General features: G+C 64.0%; 19 protein-coding genes. 8 read left to right on the forward strand and 11 right to left on the reverse strand.

Going from position 1 to position 19,279, the window contains the following annotated elements:
- Positions 1–3: 3 nt before the first annotated feature.
- From H1S03_RS08660 to htpX, 10 genes are all read right to left on the reverse strand, one after another.
- On the reverse strand, positions 4–1,059 hold the full coding sequence (locus H1S03_RS08660) for a flavin monoamine oxidase family protein (RefSeq protein ID WP_185804078.1): 1,056 nt from the start codon (positions 1,057–1,059) through the stop codon (positions 4–6).
- Between the two features lie 106 nt (positions 1,060–1,165).
- Positions 1,166–1,834, reverse strand: coding sequence for a cupin domain-containing protein (locus tag H1S03_RS08665; RefSeq protein WP_185804079.1), 669 nt, complete (start codon positions 1,832–1,834; stop codon positions 1,166–1,168).
- A 273-nt stretch (positions 1,835–2,107) separates the two neighbouring features.
- Entirely contained in the window at positions 2,108–3,448 is a 1,341-nt protein-coding gene (locus H1S03_RS08670) for a M16 family metallopeptidase (RefSeq protein ID WP_185804080.1), read from the reverse strand.
- Entirely contained in the window at positions 3,445–4,785 is a 1,341-nt protein-coding gene (locus H1S03_RS08675) for a M16 family metallopeptidase (RefSeq protein ID WP_430700896.1), read from the reverse strand. Before H1S03_RS08675 ends, H1S03_RS08670 begins: the two co-directional genes overlap by 4 nt.
- A gap of 76 nt (positions 4,786–4,861) precedes the next feature.
- A complete protein-coding gene (locus H1S03_RS08680; RefSeq protein ID WP_185804082.1) occupies positions 4,862–5,422 on the reverse strand; it encodes a DUF3035 domain-containing protein in 561 nt (186 codons plus the stop codon).
- 32 nt (positions 5,423–5,454) lie between these two features.
- Positions 5,455–5,931, reverse strand: coding sequence for a signal peptidase II (gene lspA / locus H1S03_RS08685; protein WP_249777862.1), 477 nt, complete (start codon positions 5,929–5,931; stop codon positions 5,455–5,457).
- Between the two features lie 121 nt (positions 5,932–6,052).
- Positions 6,053–7,642, reverse strand: a complete 1,590-nt coding sequence (gene purH / locus H1S03_RS08690) for a bifunctional phosphoribosylaminoimidazolecarboxamide formyltransferase/IMP cyclohydrolase (protein WP_185804083.1) — start codon at positions 7,640–7,642, stop codon at positions 6,053–6,055.
- 13 nt (positions 7,643–7,655) lie between these two features.
- Positions 7,656–9,371, reverse strand: a complete 1,716-nt coding sequence (locus H1S03_RS08695; RefSeq protein WP_185804084.1) for a heparinase II/III family protein — start codon at positions 9,369–9,371, stop codon at positions 7,656–7,658.
- Between the two features lie 53 nt (positions 9,372–9,424).
- Positions 9,425–10,690, reverse strand: coding sequence for a transcription antitermination factor NusB (locus H1S03_RS08700; RefSeq protein WP_185804085.1), 1,266 nt, complete (start codon positions 10,688–10,690; stop codon positions 9,425–9,427).
- Complete coding sequence (gene htpX / locus H1S03_RS08705) at positions 10,687–11,589, reverse strand: zinc metalloprotease HtpX (protein WP_185804086.1); 903 nt, start codon at positions 11,587–11,589, stop codon at positions 10,687–10,689. Before htpX ends, H1S03_RS08700 begins: the two co-directional genes overlap by 4 nt.
- Positions 11,590–11,680: 91 nt before the next feature.
- Here htpX and H1S03_RS08710 point away from each other — a divergent pair, with 91 nt between their 5' ends.
- The 5 genes from H1S03_RS08710 (at position 11,681) to H1S03_RS08730 (ending at position 15,253) form a co-directional block, all read left to right on the forward strand.
- On the forward strand, positions 11,681–11,866 hold the full coding sequence (locus tag H1S03_RS08710) for a DUF1674 domain-containing protein (RefSeq protein ID WP_166188470.1): 186 nt from the start codon (positions 11,681–11,683) through the stop codon (positions 11,864–11,866).
- A gap of 30 nt (positions 11,867–11,896) precedes the next feature.
- Positions 11,897–13,351 (forward strand): NAD-dependent succinate-semialdehyde dehydrogenase, encoded by a 1,455-nt coding sequence (locus H1S03_RS08715; RefSeq protein WP_185804087.1) that lies wholly within the window; start codon positions 11,897–11,899, stop codon positions 13,349–13,351.
- A gap of 123 nt (positions 13,352–13,474) precedes the next feature.
- A complete protein-coding gene (gene tsaD / locus H1S03_RS08720) occupies positions 13,475–14,545 on the forward strand; it encodes a tRNA (adenosine(37)-N6)-threonylcarbamoyltransferase complex transferase subunit TsaD (RefSeq protein WP_185804088.1) in 1,071 nt (356 codons plus the stop codon).
- An 11-nt stretch (positions 14,546–14,556) separates the two neighbouring features.
- Positions 14,557–14,832: a YciI family protein gene (locus H1S03_RS08725; RefSeq protein WP_166188463.1), complete on the forward strand. Its 276-nt coding sequence runs from the start codon at positions 14,557–14,559 to the stop codon at positions 14,830–14,832.
- Between the two features lies 1 nt (position 14,833).
- A complete protein-coding gene (locus tag H1S03_RS08730; protein WP_185804089.1) occupies positions 14,834–15,253 on the forward strand; it encodes an EVE domain-containing protein in 420 nt (139 codons plus the stop codon).
- Positions 15,254–15,417: 164 nt separating this feature from the next.
- On the opposite strand, the gene H1S03_RS08735 is transcribed toward H1S03_RS08730, so the two are convergent.
- Positions 15,418–16,071, reverse strand: coding sequence for a 5-formyltetrahydrofolate cyclo-ligase (locus tag H1S03_RS08735; RefSeq protein WP_185804090.1), 654 nt, complete (start codon positions 16,069–16,071; stop codon positions 15,418–15,420).
- A 375-nt stretch (positions 16,072–16,446) separates the two neighbouring features.
- Between H1S03_RS08735 and H1S03_RS08740 the strand changes: the two genes are divergently transcribed.
- The 3 genes from H1S03_RS08740 to H1S03_RS08750 are packed head-to-tail and all read left to right on the forward strand — an operon-like array spanning position 16,447 to position 19,197.
- Entirely contained in the window at positions 16,447–17,436 is a 990-nt protein-coding gene (locus H1S03_RS08740; protein ID WP_185804091.1) for a TRAP transporter substrate-binding protein, read from the forward strand.
- Between the two features lies 1 nt (position 17,437).
- Positions 17,438–17,947: a TRAP transporter small permease gene (locus tag H1S03_RS08745; protein WP_185804092.1), complete on the forward strand. Its 510-nt coding sequence runs from the start codon at positions 17,438–17,440 to the stop codon at positions 17,945–17,947.
- A complete protein-coding gene (locus tag H1S03_RS08750) occupies positions 17,944–19,197 on the forward strand; it encodes a TRAP transporter large permease (RefSeq protein WP_185804093.1) in 1,254 nt (417 codons plus the stop codon). The genes H1S03_RS08745 and H1S03_RS08750 overlap by 4 nt, the downstream gene beginning before the upstream one ends.
- Positions 19,198–19,279: the final 82 nt, after the last annotated feature.

The raw sequence follows: 19,279 nt of genomic DNA on the forward strand, positions 1-19,279 counted from the left end.
TCTTCAACCTCGCTTCAACCTGGCCAGTGAAATTTCCGCCGCTTCCAGGGCACCTTCGAGATAGCCACCGAACCGATCGCCGGTCTCCGTTCCGCTCAGCATCAGGCGATCATTCCAAAGACCCTTCATCGCAGGGGGTAATCCGTAATGAGGATGGACCATGGGCGGCTGTTGATCGGCTATGGTCGCGGTGTTGGGGTCGAACGCCCAATCCTTGATGTGCAGGGCGATCGGATTGGCGGCTTTCGGTCCGAAGATGCGTCCGAGCTGTGCCAGAACCGCAGCGTTCAGCTGTGCCCTGTCCCGGCGGTGCACACTGGGAATCCCTATGAAACCGAACAGGGCGAATGCGCCACCATCGCGGGGCGATGCGTCGTGTATTTCGACCATCGGGCCGTGACGGCTCATCGCATCGCCGGAATACCCCTCATGCCTCCAGAACGCGGTTTCATAGACGGCGACAGCTTTTGCCTGACCGGCCATCCATGTCGCGCAGGATGACATCGCGGTCAGGGTTACATCGGGAAGCGGCGGCACCATCGCGATTTCGGCTGCAATGCGCGGCGGAAGTGCGAGAACAACGCGTTTGGCCGACACCGGATCGCCCGTTGCAAACTGCGCCACGATTGTATCGCCCATATCGGTCAGGCGCGTCAGCTGGCTGTTCAACCGCAGACGGTGTTCAGGGAGCCGCGCGGCAAGGGCATCGGTCAGTGACGTCAGACCACCGCGCAGCCGGTACGACCCCTGCATGGAGGCATAGCCGCGTCCGCGCTGGACCTGACCGGACTCGTCCTCATAGCTCAGATCGCCCTCGAAATACTGATCGAACCGCTCAAGCCCGAGTTCCTGAACCAGCGCTGCCATGCGGGGTTGCCCCGGCCAGAACCATGCCGGCCCCATATCGAACCGCGCGCCCGCAACCTCTACGGTGGAGATTCGGCCCCCGGTCCGGTCCCGAGCCTCCACCAGCAGATAGTTCTGACCCTCAGCTTCGAGCATCCGGGCAAGCGCCAGCCCGCTGAGGCCCGCACCCACGATCAAAATGTCGGTTTCCATCCAGAGCCCTTCTCTGTCCGGTGCAGGTTCATCCCTGACGCCCAGATCTTTTTTCGGTTCGGCTGACTGCCGCTAAGTCGATTGCACCAAGCCGGATCAGTTTCCGTTATGCCGCAGGCGGTTTGGCGAAGGGCAGGTGGCCTGTTTTCATCCAGACCTTCGCCCCCTCGGGACCGGCCTCAACCTTGAGAGGGCCCCCCTCCGGCAGGCGCAGCCACGATCCCTTGCGCAACTCTTCACCGCCTTGAATCATCGTGCCGTCGATCATCAACAGCTCGATCCCGCCGGCGTCGGACACGTGCCAATGTGCTCCGGCATCCAGATGCGCGTATCTGACAGTTTCACGTGGGTCGCTGTGCAGTTCCGCCACGGCCACGCCGTCCTGCGCATCGCCCAGCTCATCCGCCATGTCCTTGCGGAACTGGTTGCGGTCATCCATGTCGAATTGCCACAGCTTGACGAAGATCGTGCAACCCTGCTCCGACCCCGGAGTATGGCTGGTCGTGGGCGGATTGCGCACATAGGTTCCGGCTGGGTAGTCACCGTGTTCGTCCTGAAAAACACCGTCCAGAACGATGAACTCCTCGCCACCCGAATGGGTATGCGCGGAAAACTGGCTGTCGGGTGCATAGCGCACGATGGTCGTGGCGCGGGCAACTTCGCCGCCGATGCGATCCAGCATCCGTCGGTCAACGCCGGGCATGGGGGAAGCCTGCCACGCCACCTCGTCGGAGTGGACAAGCACACGTTCGGAAAAATCAGCGTTCAGTTCCATGAAATGAGTCCTTTCCGGGCCATGACCCGCGATAATTTGCCTACCTTGTACTAGGTAGATTTACAGGAGCGAAGGGAAAGGGCAGCGTGAGCGCGTTCTGATCACGGAACCGTGTACGCCACGTTCCGCACAGAGCCTGCCGGGATGGAAATCGCGGATGATGGGAGATTGACGAACTCGTGAAGGACGGGCGCTACACGCGAAATCTCCCACAGGGCAGGCAAATCAGCCCCTGATCGCGGTCCGCCGGATCGGGATGGTGCCGATGCGTTTTTATCTTAAAAGCGCATCCTGCTGCGCAGGGTCGGACACGGTGTCGAGCCCTTGCGGCTGGCCCACCACGATGAAGGTCAGGTGTTCCGGTTGCAGCAAACGCTCCGCGACGCGGGCGATATCCTCGACCGTGATCGCCTCGATCATCGCGTTCCGTTCGTGGGTATAGTCGATGCCCAGCTCCGCCTCCTGCACACCGGCGAGGATATCCGCGATCTTGGCATTGGTATCGAAACGCAGCGGATAGGCGCCGGTCAGGAAGCGTTTCGCCTGCTCCAGCTCTTCCTCGCTCACACCTTCGCGCGCCATCCGGGCCCATTCGCTGCGGACCAGTTCCAATGCCTCCGCAATCGTTTCGTTCGCTGAGGCGACCGAGCCGAGGTAAAGCGGGCCATGATCCAGTGATGTCAGAAAGGTCGAAATGCCGTAGGTCAGGCCGCGTTTCTCACGCACCTCCTCCGTCAAGCGGGAGGTGAATCCCCCGCCGCCCAGAATGTGGTTCATCACATAGGCCGCCATGAAATCCGGGTCGTCGCGCTCAATCCCGGCATGACCGAACAAAGCGCGGCTTTGCCCGCCCGGCAGGTCGATCGTGTGCACGCCACCGCGAAGCTGATCGGCTGCATTTTGGGGCAGGGCCGTGTCGGATGTGGGTAGTCCGACCATCACCCGATCCACCATTTCCGAGGCCTCATCGCTGGTCACGTCACCGACGATGGCGATGAAGGCCCGGTCGCGCACGATGGCGGCCCGGTGGATGCGACGCAGATCCTCCACGCTCATCGCGGCAATGCTCTCGGGCGTGCCATCGGTGGGTCGGCTGTAGGGGTGATCGGGGAAGGCGTGTGCGAACAGGGTGTGACTGGCCAGTTCGCCCGGATCGCTCTGGTTCGAGCGGATGATGGACATCATCTGCCCCCGAACACGTTCCACCGCGTCGTCATCGAATCGCGGTTCGTGCAGGGCAATGCGCACCAGATCCACGACTTCGGCCCGCACCTCGCGCAGCATGGTGGCCGATACGGACAGCGTGTCGCGCCCCACGTCGAAACCGATACGCGCGGCGACTTCCTCACTGGCGGCGGCATAGGCGAGCGCATCCATATCCCCCGCCCCCTCGTTGAGCAGCCCGGTCATCATGGTGGCCGCGCCGGGCCTGTCGTCGGGGTCCAGTGCGGTGCCACCGCGAAACAGGATCTTCACGCTGACGATGGGGATCGAGGTTTCCTGTGATAACCAGAAAGTGATGCCAGCCGGGGTTACGACCTGCTCGATTTCCGTCTGGGCGGCGGCGCTCTGATGGATCAGCGCAAGAAGAGCGGCAAGGGCATAGCGTATCATTGGGCAGCCTCCGGTTCGGGGGTTCCGCGCAACTGTGCGGTGACGGATTGGCGCAGGTCCAGCACCTGTTGCGCCACGCGCATGATATCCTCCGCCGTGACAGTATCCAGCACGGCGGGCCAGGCATCGACATCCTCGACCGTCAGACCGGAGGTCAGCGCGGCGCCATAGGCACGGGCCAACCCCACCTGACTGTCGCGGGCGAAGATCTCGGAGGCGCGGACCTGTACCTTGATACGGTCCAGATGCGCCGCATCCGGGCCGGTCTGCATGAAATCGGCCATCGCGGCATCCAGCGCCGCCTCGGCCTGTTCCAGATCGACGCCATCCGCGGGCACCGCGTACAGGCCGAAGCTGGTCGGGTCCAAACTTGTGCCGTTATAAAACGCCCCGGCGGACACCGCGATACCCGCATCCACCACCAGCGCGCGGTAAAGCACCGAGGTCGGCCCCCCGCCCAGCAGTTCGGCCAGAATCGTCAGAGCGGCGGCATCCTGCTGCGCTCCGGCATTCCGCTCAGGCGCCAGATAGCTGCGGATGACATAGGGTTGCTGCACACGCGGATCGGCATAGACCAGCCTGCGCGGGGCCACCGCCACGGGTTCCTGGGGGCGAATACGCTCGGGTATTGCGTCCGACGGGGGCAGATCACCGAAATATTCCTCGGCCAGCGTCACCACCTCCTGCAACGTCACGTCGCCAGCGACGATCAGGATGGCGTTGTTCGGGGCGTAATACCGGGCATAGAAATCCAGCGCGTCCTGACGGGTCAGGGTGGACATCTCATGCTCCCACCCGATGATCGGTGTGCCGTAGGGATGGTTGAGGTAGAGGGCCGCATCGCGTTGTTCGGCCATGATCGCGGAGGGGTTGGATGCGACCCGGCTGCGCCGTTCCTCCAGAATCACATCCCGTTCGGGCACCCAGACGGCCTCGGAGATGATCAGATCCGTCATGCGATCCGCCTCCATCCGCATGACCAGCGGCAACCGGTCCGCGGCAATCCGCTGGTAATATCCGGTGTAGTCATAGGAGGTGAAGGCGTTGTCCTGTCCACCATTGGCGGACACGATCTGACTGAACTGCCCTTCGGGAATCTCGTCGGTTCCCTTGAACATCAAATGTTCGAGATAATGCGCGATTCCGGATTTTCCGGGCGGTTCATCCGCCGATCCGATGCGATACCACACCATGTTCGTCACGACAGGGGCGCGGTGATCGGGAATCACCACGATCTCCAGCCCATTGTCCAATCGGTGGGTTTCGACCTGCGACCACGATGTGGATGGGATCAAGGACAACAACAGGCCGATCAGGCCTGTGAGCCGGGAAGTCAGGGTCAATGTGCACGCTCCGCTGAATCATCTGCGTATCAGCGTAGCGTGCTTAGCCGTACGAGCAAGCGGGGTGTGTTTACTGCGGTGTGCTCAACGGGGCGTTTGGCGTTACCACATCGGGATATGTCCGACGCAGGCGCACCAGTTCCACAATCGGATCAAGCTGCTGTTCGCGATAGGGATTGCCGATATTCGAGAAGGCCCGTGTCAGAATACCCGGATCCCCGCCTTCGAGGGTGCGCTGATGGTCCTGCTCGATCAGGGTGCGGATATCCGCAGGCGTATCCGTCGCGCCCAGACTGGCCAGAAGCTGCCGCTCCCCACTGCCCTGAGCACCGCCCGCTGCACGCGTTCCGCCACCCAGCGCTGCCGCGACCAGGGCGTCAGGCTGCGGATCGACCCGACTGGGCGCACCGGGGCGCGGCGCAGGCAGGGAGCCAAGCTGATCCGGAATGTCCAGCGGACCACGTTCGACCACCAGAAATGGATCGGGTCCGCCCTGCTGGACCTGAACACGTTCCAGCAGGCTGCGTTGTTCATCCAGATCATCGCCGCAGGCGCTGAGCGTGAAAATCGCGCCGAGCGCGAGCCCGGTGGCGATGGCCCGGATCGGGGCGGAAGGAAATGTCGTCTTCATGGTCTCTCCCATACGCAATTCGGGTGGCTGCGTCACGCGTCGTCTTTCGTGCGGCCGCTCAACACGATGAGCATGGCCGCCCCGGCGAAGATGAAGATATCCGCCACGTTAAAGGTATATGGATTGCGAAAGCCACAGCAACTCATGTTCAGGTAATCCGCCACGGCACCGTATTGCACCCGGTCCCAGACATTGCCGAGCGCCCCCCCGACCACCAATCCTGCCCCAAGGTGAAGCCACAGTCCACGCTGCGCACGCGCCCACCAGACGATCCATACGCAGACCACGAGGGCCAGCACCGTCAGGCCCCAGCGGGTCCATTCCTCATGTCCGGCGAACAGGCCGAAGTTGACCCCCTTGTTCCAGCCCATGGCGAAGTTCAGATAGGGATCGAACACCTCGATATAGTGCAGTTCCTTCAGGTTCGCCCATTCGACGATCCAGACCTTCGACAAACGGTCGAGGCCAAAGGCCACAAGGGCGGACAGCACGATACGCATCAGCGGCATGAGGGCTCCGGAAACTGTTGAGGGCACAGGATGCGTGCCATGTGCGATGTTTTCAAGCGACTGCCCCGCCGGAAGTCCCCGGCAGGGATATTGTGATGACCCGGGATGCCGGGTCGCGGTGCTAGTGGCGGAAGTGGCGCATTCCGGTGAACACCATCGAGAGGCCCGCCTCGTCTGCGGCGGCGATGACTTCCTCGTCCCGCATAGACCCGCCCGGCTGAATGACGGAGGTGGCCCCGGCCTCGGCCGCGGCAAGCAGGCCGTCCGCGAACGGGAAGAACGCGTCGGAGGCCACGACGGACCCCTGCGTCAACGGGGCGGACAGACCCAGTGCCTCGGCCATATCGACGCTCTTGCGTGCGGCGGTACGCGAGGAATCGACGCGGCTCATCTGCCCCGCGCCGATGCCGACGGTTGCGCCGTCCCTGGCATAGACGATGGCGTTGGATTTCACGTGCTTTGCCACCCGCCACGCGAACAGCATGTCGGCTAGCTCCGCCTGCGATGGCTGGCGCCTGGTCACGACCTTCAGGTCGTTCATGTCCAGTCGGCCATTGTCACGGTCCTGCACCAGCCAGCCGCCGGCGACCTGTTTCCAGGTGCGGCCTGCCGTGGCGGGATCGGGCAGACCGTCGATCAGAAGCAGGCGAAGGTTCTTTTTCGCGGCGAAGATGCGTTGGGCGTCGTCATCCGCGCCCGGTGCGATGACGACCTCGGTGAAGATGTTGCTGATCGCCTCCGCCGTGGGGCCGTCCAGCGGCTGGTTCAGCGCGACGATCCCGCCGAAGGCGGAGGTGCGGTCGCAATCGTAGGCGCGCGCGTAAGCCTCGGCCATGGTATCGCCGGTCGCGACGCCGCATGGATTGGCGTGCTTGATGATCGCGACGGTGGGTCTGTCGGCGTCGAACTCGGCCACCAGCTCCACCGCGGCATCGGTATCGTTGATGTTGTTGTAGCTCAGTTCCTTGCCCTGAAGCTGTCGTGCGCTGGCCACGCCGGGGCGCGGATCGCCGGTGACGTAGAACGCCGCGGACTGGTGCGGGTTTTCGCCGTAGCGCAAGGTCTGACGCAATGTGCCGCCGGTGCTGCGCCGTTCCGGAACGGCATCACCGATCGCGTCGGCCATCCACGCCGACACAGCCGTATCGTAGGCGGCGGTGCGCGCATAGGCCCGCGCTGCCATCGCCTGACGGAACGCGCGTGAGGTCGCGCCGCCGTTCGCCTCCAGCTCCGCGACCAGATCCTCATAGGTCTCACTGTCGACGATCACGGTCACGTCGCCGTGGTTCTTGGCCGCTGCGCGGATCATCGCGGGGCCGCCGATGTCGATATTCTCGATGCAGGTGTCATAGTCGCCGCCTGCCGTCACCGTTGCCTCGAACGGGTAGAGGTTGACGACCAGCAGGTCGATGGCGGCGATGTCGTGCTGCTCCATCGCGGCGACATGCGCGGGGTTGGCGCGTTGCGCCAGCAGGCCGCCATGCACACCGGGGTGCAGCGTCTTGACCCGACCGTCCATCATTTCGGGAAAGGAGGTCAGTTCCGATACGTCCCGCACCGCCAGCCCCGCATCGCGCAGCGCCGCCGCCGTGCCCCCGGTCGATACCAGTTCGACCCCCATCGCGGCGAGGGCCTGGCCAAGGCCCAGAAGCCCGGTCTTGTCGGAAACGGAGAGCAATGCGCGCCGGATCGGGGCGAGATCTGTGGTCATGAAAAGCAGCCTCTTACTGGTCGGTCTCGTAATCGCGGACGGCGTGCCTGCGGTCCCCCGCGCGGCCCACAACCCAATTGATGCGGCTCGCATAATCCATCGCGGCGACGGAGACCACGATTTGTTGCGTCAGGCGCGGGTTCAAACGCCGCTGATCCAGATATGTCGAAGGTTCCAGCGCCAGATCTCCACCCGACTGGCGAAAGATCCAGACCTCGCCCGAGCGTAGGGACAGGCTGACGGCATCACCCCCCAGATCCAGCGAGGCCTCGACCTCAGGATGTAGATGAAACCGGGCGCACCATGTGACCACACCGGATTCGCGCATCCGGGCGAACCGGGCCTGTCCCCTGCTGGATTGGGCGCTCAACGTATCCTCGCCGCGCAGTTCGGCCCCGTCGGGGGTCATGAACAGGCGGCGCTCGTGGAACAGGCCATGGCTGGCGGTGTAGCCGTCATGGCTGGCCAGCGCCCAATGCCCGCTGGCATCCACCGCCCGTTCCAGTGCCACCTGTTTCGGCCCATCGACCAATGCTTCGGTATCGGGTCGGCCAAAGACGTGCATCGGCACGAACCGCGCCATGGAGGCACCCGCGACCTCAACCGTGGAATGGGCGTGGGTTTCGCGGGCATGATGCCGCCAGTCCGCCCCGAACGCATCGCCCGCCCCCTGGTTCACGATCACCGGGCGCCGGCCCGCCGACATTTCGAAGGCGAGGGTGCCCGCATGTGCCCGCAGACCGGCATCCCCCTCGGGCGGGGGGGCGGCATCCATGATGACCGTGGTGCGTCCCGCGGACAGGCGGGTATATCCCATCATCGTCTTGCCACGGGTGGCGGAGCGGTTGCCGCTGTCGGCCAGCGCCTGATCGAGCTGACCGTCCCCGCCACGCCCGCCACCGTTGAAGCGGGCCAGCGCCCCGTCGCCCAGCTGCAATCCGCGCAGGGTCGGTGCGATCAGGGCGATGGCGTTCTGCTGCGCCGCATCGGTGGGCTGCCCCGCATCGCGCTGGGCATGATCCGCCCAGACCAACAGGGTAAACAGCTTGAGCAATTCCTCGGGGTTGCGACTGCGCACCGCGCCGTCCTCACCCAGCGCTTCGCAGGATTTGGCCAGACCGCGGCGTGCGCCCTTCAGCAACCCTTCGGCCCCCTCCAGCGACAGCGCGGCATAGAGCAGACCGGTCAGCGCCTCCACCCGTGGCAAGCCCTGCGCCGCGTCGGGCCAGGCGTGGGCCAGATAGTTGGTCTGTCGACCGAGGCTCTTGAAGAACTTGTGGGACACCCGGCTTTCACGTCCCTTCAGAACGAAGGGCGCGTGGCTGATCCACCGGATCAGGCGCCGCCCGGCCAGATCGGGATACCAGCCCGGCCCGCGTGCCGCGCCGTAGCGATCAATCCATTGCCACAGCCAGTCCTGCGCCAGACTGCGCGCCGCCGGATCGCCAGCCGCCGCCAGATCGTCCAGCCACTCGAACCCGTGCAGGGCGAAGGTGAACGCATCGGAGGGTTGCTCGATATCCCAGATCGAGGTGCGCGGGGCCTCCACCAACTCACCGTTGAACAGAAAGTTGCCCGATTGAAGTTGCCGCGCCCGGGCCACCGTGCCGATGGCGCGGGGTTCGGGTTGGGTCGTGATCGCCGTAACCTTGCCCCCCAGCGCGGAACGCCACGCCTGAATACGGTTGTCGGCGCTGCGCGCGCGGCTGCTGAAGTTTGATTTGGCCATGCCGGTCGGGAACTCTCGCTTTTCGCGACTTTATCCACAGGGGGAGGGGGATGTCATGCCTTCTTGCGCAGGCGCGCGATATAGAAGCCGTCCATACCGCCCTGTTCGGCCCAGAAATCGGGGCGCAGGCGCAGCGCGCCGTCCACGGCCCATTCGGCATCGCCGCCCAGAGCCTCGGCGTCGATCGGGTCCAGCGTCCAGTCGGGATGGGTTTCCAGGAAGCGCGCGACCGGCACCTCCCCCTCGGATGGCAGCAGAGAGCAGGTGCAAAACACCAGACGCCCCCCCGGCTTGACCCACTGGGCGGCGCGTTCGAGCAGTTCACGCTGCAACTGCACCAGCGACTTGTTTTCCTCACCCGTCTTGACGAAGGGCAGGTCGGGGTGGCGGCGCAGGGTGCCGGTGGCGGTACAGGGCGCGTCCAGCAGGATCGCGTCGAACGGTGCGTCGGGTGTCCACTTCAGTGCATCCGCGCGCACGATCTGGGCCTTCAGCCGGGTCCGGTCGAGGTTCTGGCGCACCCGCTCCAACCGTTTCGAGGAGATATCCAGCGCCACGACATCCGCACCGACGGCGGCCAGTTGCAAGGTTTTGCCCCCCGGTGCGGCGCAGAGGTCCAGCACCCGTTCGCCGGGTTTCGCATCCAGAACGCGGGCGGGCAGGGCGGCGGCGGCGTCCTGCACCCAGAACGCGCCTTCGTCATAACCGGGCAGGGCACTGACCTGACCGGGGCGATACCGGCGCAGGGTGCCGGTCGGGGCCATCTCCCCCTCCAACCCCTCGGGCAGATCGCCGCGCAGGGTCAGGTCCAGCGGCGCACCGCCTGCGTGAACCCGCTCCATCGCGTCCACCGTATCCTCACCGTAAGCGCGGACCAGCGGCGTGCGCAGCCAGTGCGGCAGACGCTGTGGGTCCATCTGCGCCCAGATGTCGAACCCCTCGCGGCTGATATTGCGCGCGACCGCATTGACCAGACCGCTGAGCCGCGCGGTCTTCGGATCGGTGCGAGCGGCGCGCACGGCGGCGTCCACGGCGGCGTGGGGCGCGACCTCGTCGATCAGCATTTCCGCCGCCGCGATGCGCAGGGCCTGCATGGCGCGGGCCGGGGGCTTACGCGTCAGGAACTGTTCCAAAACGGTGTCGATCGGCTCCAGATTGCGCAGCACCATCGCGGCGAGGCTCTGCGCCCGCGCCCGCGCCGGTGGGGGCAGGTCGTCGGGCAAACGGTCCACCAGATCGCCCAGCATGATGCCGTCGGACAGGACCCCGATCAACAATTCCGCCGCCGCCAGCCGCGCGGGAAGGCCCGGCGCGCTCACCGGTTGCGCCGAATGTTGGGAACGGAGCTGGCCCGCACCTGCGGTCCGCTCATCTGGGGGGAGCCTGCCATCTTCATCAATGCCTCGATCCGGTTGTTCACATCTGGGTGCGTCGAAAACAGATTGTCGGTCCCGCGTCCAGTCAGAGGGTTCACGATAAACATGTGCGCGGTTGCGGGATTGCTCTCGGCGCTGGCCATTTCACGGACCTGCGCGCCGCCCGCGATCTTGCGCAGGGCATTGGCCAGCCCCATGGGATCTCGGGCGATTTCCGCCCCCATCCGGTCGGCGGAATATTCCCGCGTGCGGCTGATCAGCATCTGGATCATCATCGCGGCCAGGGGTGCCAGCAGCACCGCCGCGATCATGCCGATCCCGCTCAACGCCCCACGCTCCCGGTTGCCACCGCCAAAGAACAGCCCGAACTGCGCCAGCATCGAGATCGCCCCCCCGATGGTGGCCGCGATGGTCATGATCAACGTGTCGTGGTTCTTGATATGCGCCAGCTCATGCGCGATGACGCCGCGCACCTCATCGGGGGACAGGCTGCGCAACAGACCCGCCGTCACCGCCACCGCCGCGTTTTCCGGGTTGCGCCCGGTGGCAAAGGCATTCGGCTGCGCCTCGTTGATCAGATAGATCTTGGGCATCGGCAGATCGGCGTTGCGCGACAATTCCTGCACCATCTGGAACACTTCGGGGATCGAGGCGCGGGTGACAGGCTGCGCGCCGTGCATCCTCAGCATCGCCTTGTCGGAATTCCACCATGCGAATGCGTTGGTCGCGACGGCGAAACCCAGCGCGATCAGCATCCCCAACTGCCCGCCGATCAGATAGCCCACACCCATGAACAGGGCCGTCAGCCCCGCCAGCAGCAGACCCGTCTTGAAGTAGTTCATCGCCGTGACCCCTTGCGTCCGAAACTCGGTGGAACATATGCAGTATAGGCACCTCCCGATAGGAGATGTAGGCCCGATAGGAGATGTAGGAATGACCGACGATCCCGAAAAGACCGCCCGCCTGCGCGCCGCCGCGACCCGCGCCCTGGCCGAGGCCGAGGACCGCAAGCGGGCCACGCCGCCGCTGGATCTGCCCGAGGAACTGGGTGGCCGCGACGGGCCCGAGCCGATCCGCTTCGGTGATTGGGAGAAGAAGGGCATCACCTGCGACTTTTGAACCAATGAAACCGACCGCCGGGAGGGCACCATGAAACTCGACAACTCGAAACTGTTCGTCACGAAATCCTATATCGACGGGGCGTGGACCGATGCGGATGGCGGTGCCACCTTCGACGTGACCAACCCGGTGGATGACAGCGTGATCGCGCAGGTTGCCGATCTGGGCCGGACCGAGGTCGCCCGCGCCATCGACGCCGCGGATGCCGCACAGGCCGACTGGGCCGCGAAACTCGCCTCGGAACGCTACTCGATCCTGATGGAATGGTATCGCCTGATCATGGAAAATCAGGAGGATCTGGCCAGGATCATCACCGCCGAGATGGGCAAACCGCTCAAGGAAGCGCGCGGTGAGGTCGCTTACGGCGCGTCCTTCATCCAGTGGTTCGCTGAGGAGGCGAAGCGCATCTACGGCGACACCATCCCGCCGCATCAGGCGGACAAGCGTATCGTGGTCATCAAGCAGCCCGTGGGCGTCGTCGGCTCGATCACGCCGTGGAACTTCCCGCTCGCGATGATCACGCGCAAGCTGGCCCCCGGTCTGGCCGCAGGCTGCACGGTTGTCGCCCGGCCCGCCGAACTGACCCCGCTGACCGCGCTGGCCCTGGCCGAACTGGCCGAACAGGCAGGCTTTCCCAAGGGCGTGTTCAATGTCGTCACCGGGTCCGACAGCTCCGCCATCGGCAAGGAGCTGTGCGAGAACGACAAGGTGCGCAAGATTACCTTCACCGGCTCCACCCGCGTCGGCTCGATCCTGATGGAACAATGCGCCGGCACTATCAAGAAGATGAGCCTTGAGCTGGGCGGCAACGCCCCGTTCCTCGTATTCGACGACGCCGATATCGACGCCGCGATCGAAGGCGCGATGATCTGCAAGTTCCGCAACGCTGGCCAGACCTGCGTCTGCGCGAACCGCATCTATGTGCAGTCGGGCGTCTATGATGAATTCTCGCGCAAGCTGGCCGAACGGGTCGCGGCGATGAAGGTCGGCGACGGCATGCAGGAGGGCACGGATATCGGCCCCCTGATCTCGACCGATGCGGTAAAGAAGGTGCAGACCCACCTGGATGACGCCGTGTCCAAGGGCGCGACAATCATCGAGGGCGGCACGAAAAGCGACAAGGGCGGTACCTTCTTCACCCCCACCGTCGTCACCGGCATGTCGCAGGACATGCAGATCGCGGATGAGGAAACCTTCGGCCCGGTGGCCCCCCTGTTCAAGTTCGAGACGGAGGAAGAGGGCATCGCCCTGGCCAACGACACGGTCTTCGGTCTCGCCGCCTATTACTATACTCGCGACATCGGTCGGGTCTGGCGTGTGGGTGAGGCGCTGGAATACGGCATCGTCGGCCTGAACACCGGCCTGATCTCGACGGAGGTCGCGCCCTTCGGTGGCGTCAAGCAATCCGGCCTCGGCCGCGAGGGCTCGAAATACGGCATCGAGGAATATCTGGAGATCAAGTACATGTGCATGGGCGGCATCTGATCCGTTCACTTTCCTCAAATATCCCCGCCGGAGGCATCGGACCACAAGGGTCGGAACCTCCAGCGGGGATATCGCGGCGAATCCGAAATGGACGCCCCGCGCGCCAGCCTTTAGGCAACGCCCATGACCCTGATCCTTGGCATAGAATCGAGCTGTGACGATACAGCGGCCGCCGTCGTCGGCGCGGATCGCGTGATCCTGTCCAATCGGGTGTTCTCGCAAACCGATCTGCATGCCGATTTCGGCGGCATCGTGCCCGAGATTGCCGCCCGTGCCCATGCCGAACGGCTCGACATCGTGGCGGAGGCAGCGCTGGCAGAGGCGGACGTGACGCTGTCCGACATCGACTTGATTGCCGTCACCGCCGGCCCCGGCCTGATCGGCGGTGTATTGTCGGGCGTGATGTTCGCCAAGGGGCTGGCCGACGGATCGGGCAAGCCGCTGATCGGTGTCAATCACCTGGCCGGACATGCCCTGACACCGCGCCTAACGGACGGGGTGCCGTTTCCCTATCTGATGTTGCTGGTCTCGGGCGGGCATTGCCAGTTCCTCGCCGTGACCGGCCCTGACGATTTCACCCGCATGGGCAGCACCATCGACGATGCCCCCGGTGAGGCATTTGACAAGACGGCCAAGCTGCTGGGCCTGCCGCAGCCCGGCGGCCCGTTGGTGGAGGCGGAGGCCGCCAACGGCGATCCGCGCCGGTTCGCCTTCCCCCGGCCACTGCTGGATCGACCGGGTTGCGACATGAGCTTTTCAGGACTGAAAACCGCTCTGCGCCGCGCCCGCGACATGATCGTCGAGGAAAGGGGCGGTATCACCCGACAGGACCGGGCCGATCTGTGCGCCAGCTTTCAACAGGCCGTGGCGGATGTGCTGGCCAGAAAGACCGCGCGCGCGCTGGCGGCCTTCACCGAACTGCACGGTGCCAGCACCATCGCCGTGGCGGGCGGTGTCGCGGCCAATGCCACGATCCGCGCCGGATTGCAGCGTGCGGCGGATGAGGCGGGCTTTACCTTCATCGCGCCGCCCTTGAAACTGTGCACGGATAATGGCGCCATGATCGCCTGGGCCGGGTGGGAGAGGTTCGACGCCGGTCTGACCGAGGACACCCTGACCGCCCGCCCGCGCTGGCCGCTCGACAAAACCGCCGTACCGATGCTCGGTTCCGGCAAGAAAGGCGCGAAAGCCTGAGAGGAAACACCATGTTCTATGCGATCTTTGCCCATGACAAACCCGGCGCGCTGGAAACGCGCAAGGCCAACCGCGATGCGCACCTCGCCTATATCGCCCAGACAGGGGTTGTGGCACAGGCGGGCCCCTTGCTCGACGCGCAGGGTGATATGGCCGGTTCCCTGGTGATTCTGGACGTTGCCGATATGGATGCGGCGCATGCATGGGCCGATGCCGATCCCTATGCCCGCGCGGGTCTGTTCGCCTCGGTCGATATTCACCCGTGGAAGCGGGTCATTGGGGGCTGACATGGCATATTGGCTGTTCAAATCCGAGCCGAACACATGGGGCTGGGACGATCAGGTCGCCAAGGGCGACGAAGGTGAGGAATGGGACGGTGTGCGCAACTATCAGGCGCGCAACAACATGCGCGCCATGAAGATCGGCGACAGGGGCTTCTTCTACCACTCGATTGATCAGAAGCGTGTCGTCGGCGTGGTCGAGGTCATCGCCGAGGCACATCCCGACAGCAAGGCCGACGACGACCGGTGGGAATGCGTGGACATCAAGGCGATCGCCCCCTTCCCGCGGCCCGTCACGCTTCAGGATTGCAAGGACGATCCGCGGCTGTCCGACATGATCCTCGTGAACAATTCCCGCCTGTCCGTGCAACCCGTCACGGAGGAGGAATGGCGGATCGTTTGCGATCTGGGCGGTTACAAGGATTAAGCGGCGAGGGTCAGGTTAGCAGACGGTTCATCGCGCCGCTGATTGGTCAGAGACCTGCGCGGTCAGGAAGCGCCTGAGCGATTGGCGCAACCTCGCCCTTCTGACTGGGATGAACGGCGCGGGTGCGAACGGGGAAATGTCCGTCTGATGTGGAAGGTGTCGGTTCAGGTCCTGTGGCGCATAGACCCATCGGACAGTACGACACTGTCCATGGGAATGTCCCACGGCATCGGAAAGATCGTGGGGATCACGCAATCCGCAAACCCGACGCCGATCACCCTCGGCGCGGGGTTGAGGTCGCACAGCGTCCGGTCGTAATAGCCGCCACCATTGCCCAGCCTGAAGCATCCCCCGTCGACCCCCAACAGGGGTGAGATCACGACATCCGGCGCCGCCTCCACCCCGTGAGCAGGCACCGGAATACCCCAGATACCACGTGCCATCGCGCAGCCCGGCGACCAGGCCCGGAATACCAGCGGCGCGTCCTTCGCGATTACGACGGGAAGCAGAACCGTCGCACCTGCCTCATGCGCCGCCACCATCCAGTCGCGCAGATCGGGTTCGCCTCGAATGGGCCAGTAGGCGGCGATCCTCATCCCCGGATGCGGCGTCACGATCGTATCGAGGGCGGTGCGCAGATCGCGCGTCACGGCGTCACGATCCGGGCTGCTCACGGCGCGCCGTGCCTGCATCAGACGGGTGCGTTCGGCTTTGCGAAAGCAGGCAACATCGCGCATCGTGCCCGGATCAACCGGTTTTCCCCCGACCAGAAGATGGGCCATGCAGGGGGCCGAACCGCCGGTATCGTCATCCTGCATCCTCGCCTCCTTCGGTTCCACGTGGCCTGTACGAATCACGATACCGCTGGTGTGAAGCTTGTCCAGAACGGCGCGCGGCCCCGTCTCTCGCGGTTGCCTTGGTCAAGGAAAGCCCGCAGGCGCAAGGTCTGCCACCCGCGCGGGGCGATAGGGCCAGCGCCCCCGAAACGGCACGCACATATCCAGAGCGGTATGTTAAACGAATCCAAGGAATGATAAGCAGAACGCCTGCTCGAACGGAGCGGTGGGGTCGGCATCTGATCGGCGTGGGGCGTGAGGCATCTGGGTGCGGCGCAACTTGCCATTTTCGGATGCCGGAATGGGACGGCGCATGCCCGCAAGTCTCTCACCTCAAGGCATATTAGGGAGGATATCATGAAAATCACTGGAAAGTTCGCGGTGCTGCTCGGTTGCGTGGCCTCAATCGCCATCAGCCAGCCCGCCTTCGCAGAGATCGAGGAAACGAACCTGCGCCTGGCGCATGTCGTGAACGAAAACGATGGCTTTCACGCGGCGGCCACGCGGTTTCAGGAGCTTGTCGCGGAACGGTCGGACGGCAAGATCAGCGTCGAGGTGTTTCCGAACGCCACGCTGGGTGACGAGCGCACATTGCTCGAAGGGATGCAGATCGGCACGGTTGACATGGGCGTGATCACGAATGGCCCGGTCTCGAACTTCCTTGAGGATATGGCGGTGTTCGAAATGCCGTTCCTGTTCCCCTCGGCCGCGAAAGCCTACGAGGTTCTGGACGGGCCCATCGGACAGGAGCTTCTCGATCGTCTTTCCGAGGTGAACCTGAAGGGTCTGGCCTATGCGGAGCGTGGTTTTCGCAATCTGACCAACTCCGAACGTCCCATCAACTCGCCCGCCGATGTGCAGGGCCTCAAGGTGCGGGTCATGGAAAATCCGGTCTATATCGACACGTTCCGTGAGCTGGGCGCCGACGCAATCCCGATGGCCTGGACCGAAGCGTTGACGGCCATGCAGCAGGGCACCATTGACGGTCAGGAAAATCCGGTTGGCGTCGTGCACTCGTTCCAGTTGAACGAAACGCAGACGAACATGACCATGACGCGGCACTCCTACGCCCCGGCGATCTTCGTGATGAGCCTTCCTGTCTGGAACAACCTTTCCGAAGAAGCGCAGGAGATCGTTCTTCAGTCTGCTCAGGAAGCAGCCGAGTACGAACGCCAGCTCAACGCCGAGCAGGAGAGCCAGCAACTCGAAGAGCTGCGCGCCTCCGGTATGAACGTGATCGACGACGCGGATCTGTCGGCCTTCTCCGAGGCTGTCGCCCCGGTCTATGTGAAGTATGGTGAGCGGTTCGGCGATTACCTGCCCCGCATTCAGGAGGCGCTCAGATAACATGCTCAAGCTGCTCGGGTGGGTGGATCGGATTGTCGGTGCGATTCTGGGGCCGGTTGTGGTCGCGGGCATGGTCGCGCTGACATTCGTCATATCGCTTCAGATCGTATCGCGTGTGTTCTTCACCTCGGTCACATGGACCGAGGAGGTCGCACGTTTCCTGCTGATCTGGATTACCTTCCTTGGGGCCACCCTGGCGTTTCAACAGGGCAGGCACATCGCGGTGCAACTGGCGCGCGACAGCCTGCCCGCCAACCTGCGCCGAATTGTGATCGGCGCAGGAATTCTGGTTTCGATTGCCTTTCTCGCCACCCTGACCTGGATCGGCTGGCGGTATATGGACCTTCAGAGCTTTCAGCGGTCTCCTTCGCTGCGAATTCCGATGAACAACATCTACCTCGTGATGCCGGTGGCGAGCGGATTGATGGCGGCGATGTCGTGTATCGATCTGGTCAGATTATTGTCCGGCGACACGACGATACGGGATCGAATGCGGGATGTTGTTGAATGAGCCTTGTCCTCGTCCTGCTCTTCGTCCTGTTCCTTCTGATGGGATTGCCGGTCGCGATCGTGATCGGCGCCTCGACCATGGCCGCGCTCAATCTGGGCGATGTGCCCCTGATGGTCGTGCCACAACAGATGTTTGCAGGCATCAACAGCTTTGCGCTGGTCGCGGTGCCGATGTTCGTTCTGGCCGGCGATATCCTCGCTCAGGGTGAGATTTCCAAGCGCCTGATCGCCTTCGCTGACAGCCTGCTTGGTTTTATCAAGGGTGGGCTGTCTGTCGTCTCGGTGCTGGCGGGGGTGTTTTTTGCCGCTATTTCCGGTTCGGGCGCCGCGACCACCGCAGCGGTCGGGGCGAGCCTCGTCCCCGAGCTGAAGCGCAAGGGCTATGACCCGGCCTCCGCCGCATCGCTGATCGCCGCTGCCGGTACCATCGGCGTGGTGATCCCGCCTTCGGTGCCCATGATCATCTACGCGGTGATCGCGCAGGAATCGGTCAAGAGCCTCTTTCTGGCCGGTTTCATCCCCGGTGTCGCAATGGGTCTTGGCCTGATGATCGTGGCCGTGATCCAGGGTTACAGGCGAGCCTATCCACGCGGCACCAGTCTTTCCCTGAAAACCATCGTTCGCACCTTTTTTGCCGCCAGCTGGGGCCTGATGGCGCCCCTGATCATCCTTGGCGGGATCTTCTCGGGCGTTTTCACGCCAAGCGAGGCGGCCGTGGTTGCCGTGAATTACGCGATCCTCGTTTCGCTGTTCATTTACCGGGATCTGACCCTGCGCGGGCTATATCGGATCATCCTGCGGGCGGGCGTTACGACGGCTGTCATACTCTTTGTCATCGCCGCCTCCTCTGTGTTGAGCTGGACATTGGCAAGCTGGCAGGTGCCCAACGCGATTGCCGCGCTTGCGCTGTCTCTCACCGACAATGTGTTCCTGCTGCTGCTGGTGGTTATGGCCCTGATCCTGATTACAGGCGTGTTTCTGGAAACGGCGAGTGCATTGATCATCCTGACACCGATGCTGCTGCCGCTTGCGGCGCAGCTGGGCATCGGGACTGTGCATTTCGGAATTATTATCGTGGTGGGCCTGGCGATCGGGATGGTGACGCCCCCCGTCGCAATCAACCTGTTCGTCGCCTCGTCCACGACGGATCAGCCGGTTGAGCGGATTGCCCGTGCGGTCGTGCCCTACCTGGCCGTGCTGATCGTCGTCTATCTTATGATCGCCTACATCCCGGTGATTTTTGCAAGCTAGCCTGCGATGGGGATGTCAGCGAAGAACAGCTCATCGGGGTATTGAAAGAACATCTGGCGGGGCCTGCGGGTCAGCTCAAGAC

It is taken from the genome of Pontivivens nitratireducens (assembly GCF_014235845.1).
Lineage (GTDB): Bacteria > Pseudomonadota > Alphaproteobacteria > Rhodobacterales > Rhodobacteraceae > Pontivivens > Pontivivens nitratireducens.

What these genes read in the sequence shown, in the direction of transcription:
- H1S03_RS08660 (WP_185804078.1), bottom strand. Translation starts at nt 1,059, where the DNA reads ATGGAAACCGACATTTTGATCGTGGGTGCGGGCCTCAGCGGGCTGGCG.
- H1S03_RS08665 (WP_185804079.1), bottom strand. Translation starts at nt 1,834, where the DNA reads ATGGAACTGAACGCTGATTTTTCCGAACGTGTGCTTGTCCACTCCGAC.
- H1S03_RS08670 (WP_185804080.1), bottom strand. Translation starts at nt 3,448, where the DNA reads ATGATACGCTATGCCCTTGCCGCTCTTCTTGCGCTGATCCATCAGAGC.
- H1S03_RS08680 (WP_185804082.1), bottom strand. Translation starts at nt 5,422, where the DNA reads ATGAAGACGACATTTCCTTCCGCCCCGATCCGGGCCATCGCCACCGGG.
- lspA (WP_249777862.1), bottom strand. Translation starts at nt 5,931, where the DNA reads ATGCCGCTGATGCGTATCGTGCTGTCCGCCCTTGTGGCCTTTGGCCTC.
- purH (WP_185804083.1), bottom strand. Translation starts at nt 7,642, where the DNA reads ATGACCACAGATCTCGCCCCGATCCGGCGCGCATTGCTCTCCGTTTCC.
- H1S03_RS08695 (WP_185804084.1), bottom strand. Translation starts at nt 9,371, where the DNA reads ATGGCCAAATCAAACTTCAGCAGCCGCGCGCGCAGCGCCGACAACCGT.
- htpX (WP_185804086.1), bottom strand. Translation starts at nt 11,589, where the DNA reads ATGAACTACTTCAAGACGGGTCTGCTGCTGGCGGGGCTGACGGCCCTG.
- H1S03_RS08710 (WP_166188470.1), top strand. Translation starts at nt 11,681, where the DNA reads ATGACCGACGATCCCGAAAAGACCGCCCGCCTGCGCGCCGCCGCGACC.
- H1S03_RS08715 (WP_185804087.1), top strand. Translation starts at nt 11,897, where the DNA reads ATGAAACTCGACAACTCGAAACTGTTCGTCACGAAATCCTATATCGAC.
- tsaD (WP_185804088.1), top strand. Translation starts at nt 13,475, where the DNA reads ATGACCCTGATCCTTGGCATAGAATCGAGCTGTGACGATACAGCGGCC.
- H1S03_RS08725 (WP_166188463.1), top strand. Translation starts at nt 14,557, where the DNA reads ATGTTCTATGCGATCTTTGCCCATGACAAACCCGGCGCGCTGGAAACG.
- H1S03_RS08730 (WP_185804089.1), top strand. Translation starts at nt 14,834, where the DNA reads ATGGCATATTGGCTGTTCAAATCCGAGCCGAACACATGGGGCTGGGAC.
- H1S03_RS08735 (WP_185804090.1), bottom strand. Translation starts at nt 16,071, where the DNA reads ATGCAGGATGACGATACCGGCGGTTCGGCCCCCTGCATGGCCCATCTT.
- H1S03_RS08740 (WP_185804091.1), top strand. Translation starts at nt 16,447, where the DNA reads ATGAAAATCACTGGAAAGTTCGCGGTGCTGCTCGGTTGCGTGGCCTCA.
- H1S03_RS08745 (WP_185804092.1), top strand. Translation starts at nt 17,438, where the DNA reads ATGCTCAAGCTGCTCGGGTGGGTGGATCGGATTGTCGGTGCGATTCTG.
- H1S03_RS08750 (WP_185804093.1), top strand. Translation starts at nt 17,944, where the DNA reads ATGAGCCTTGTCCTCGTCCTGCTCTTCGTCCTGTTCCTTCTGATGGGA.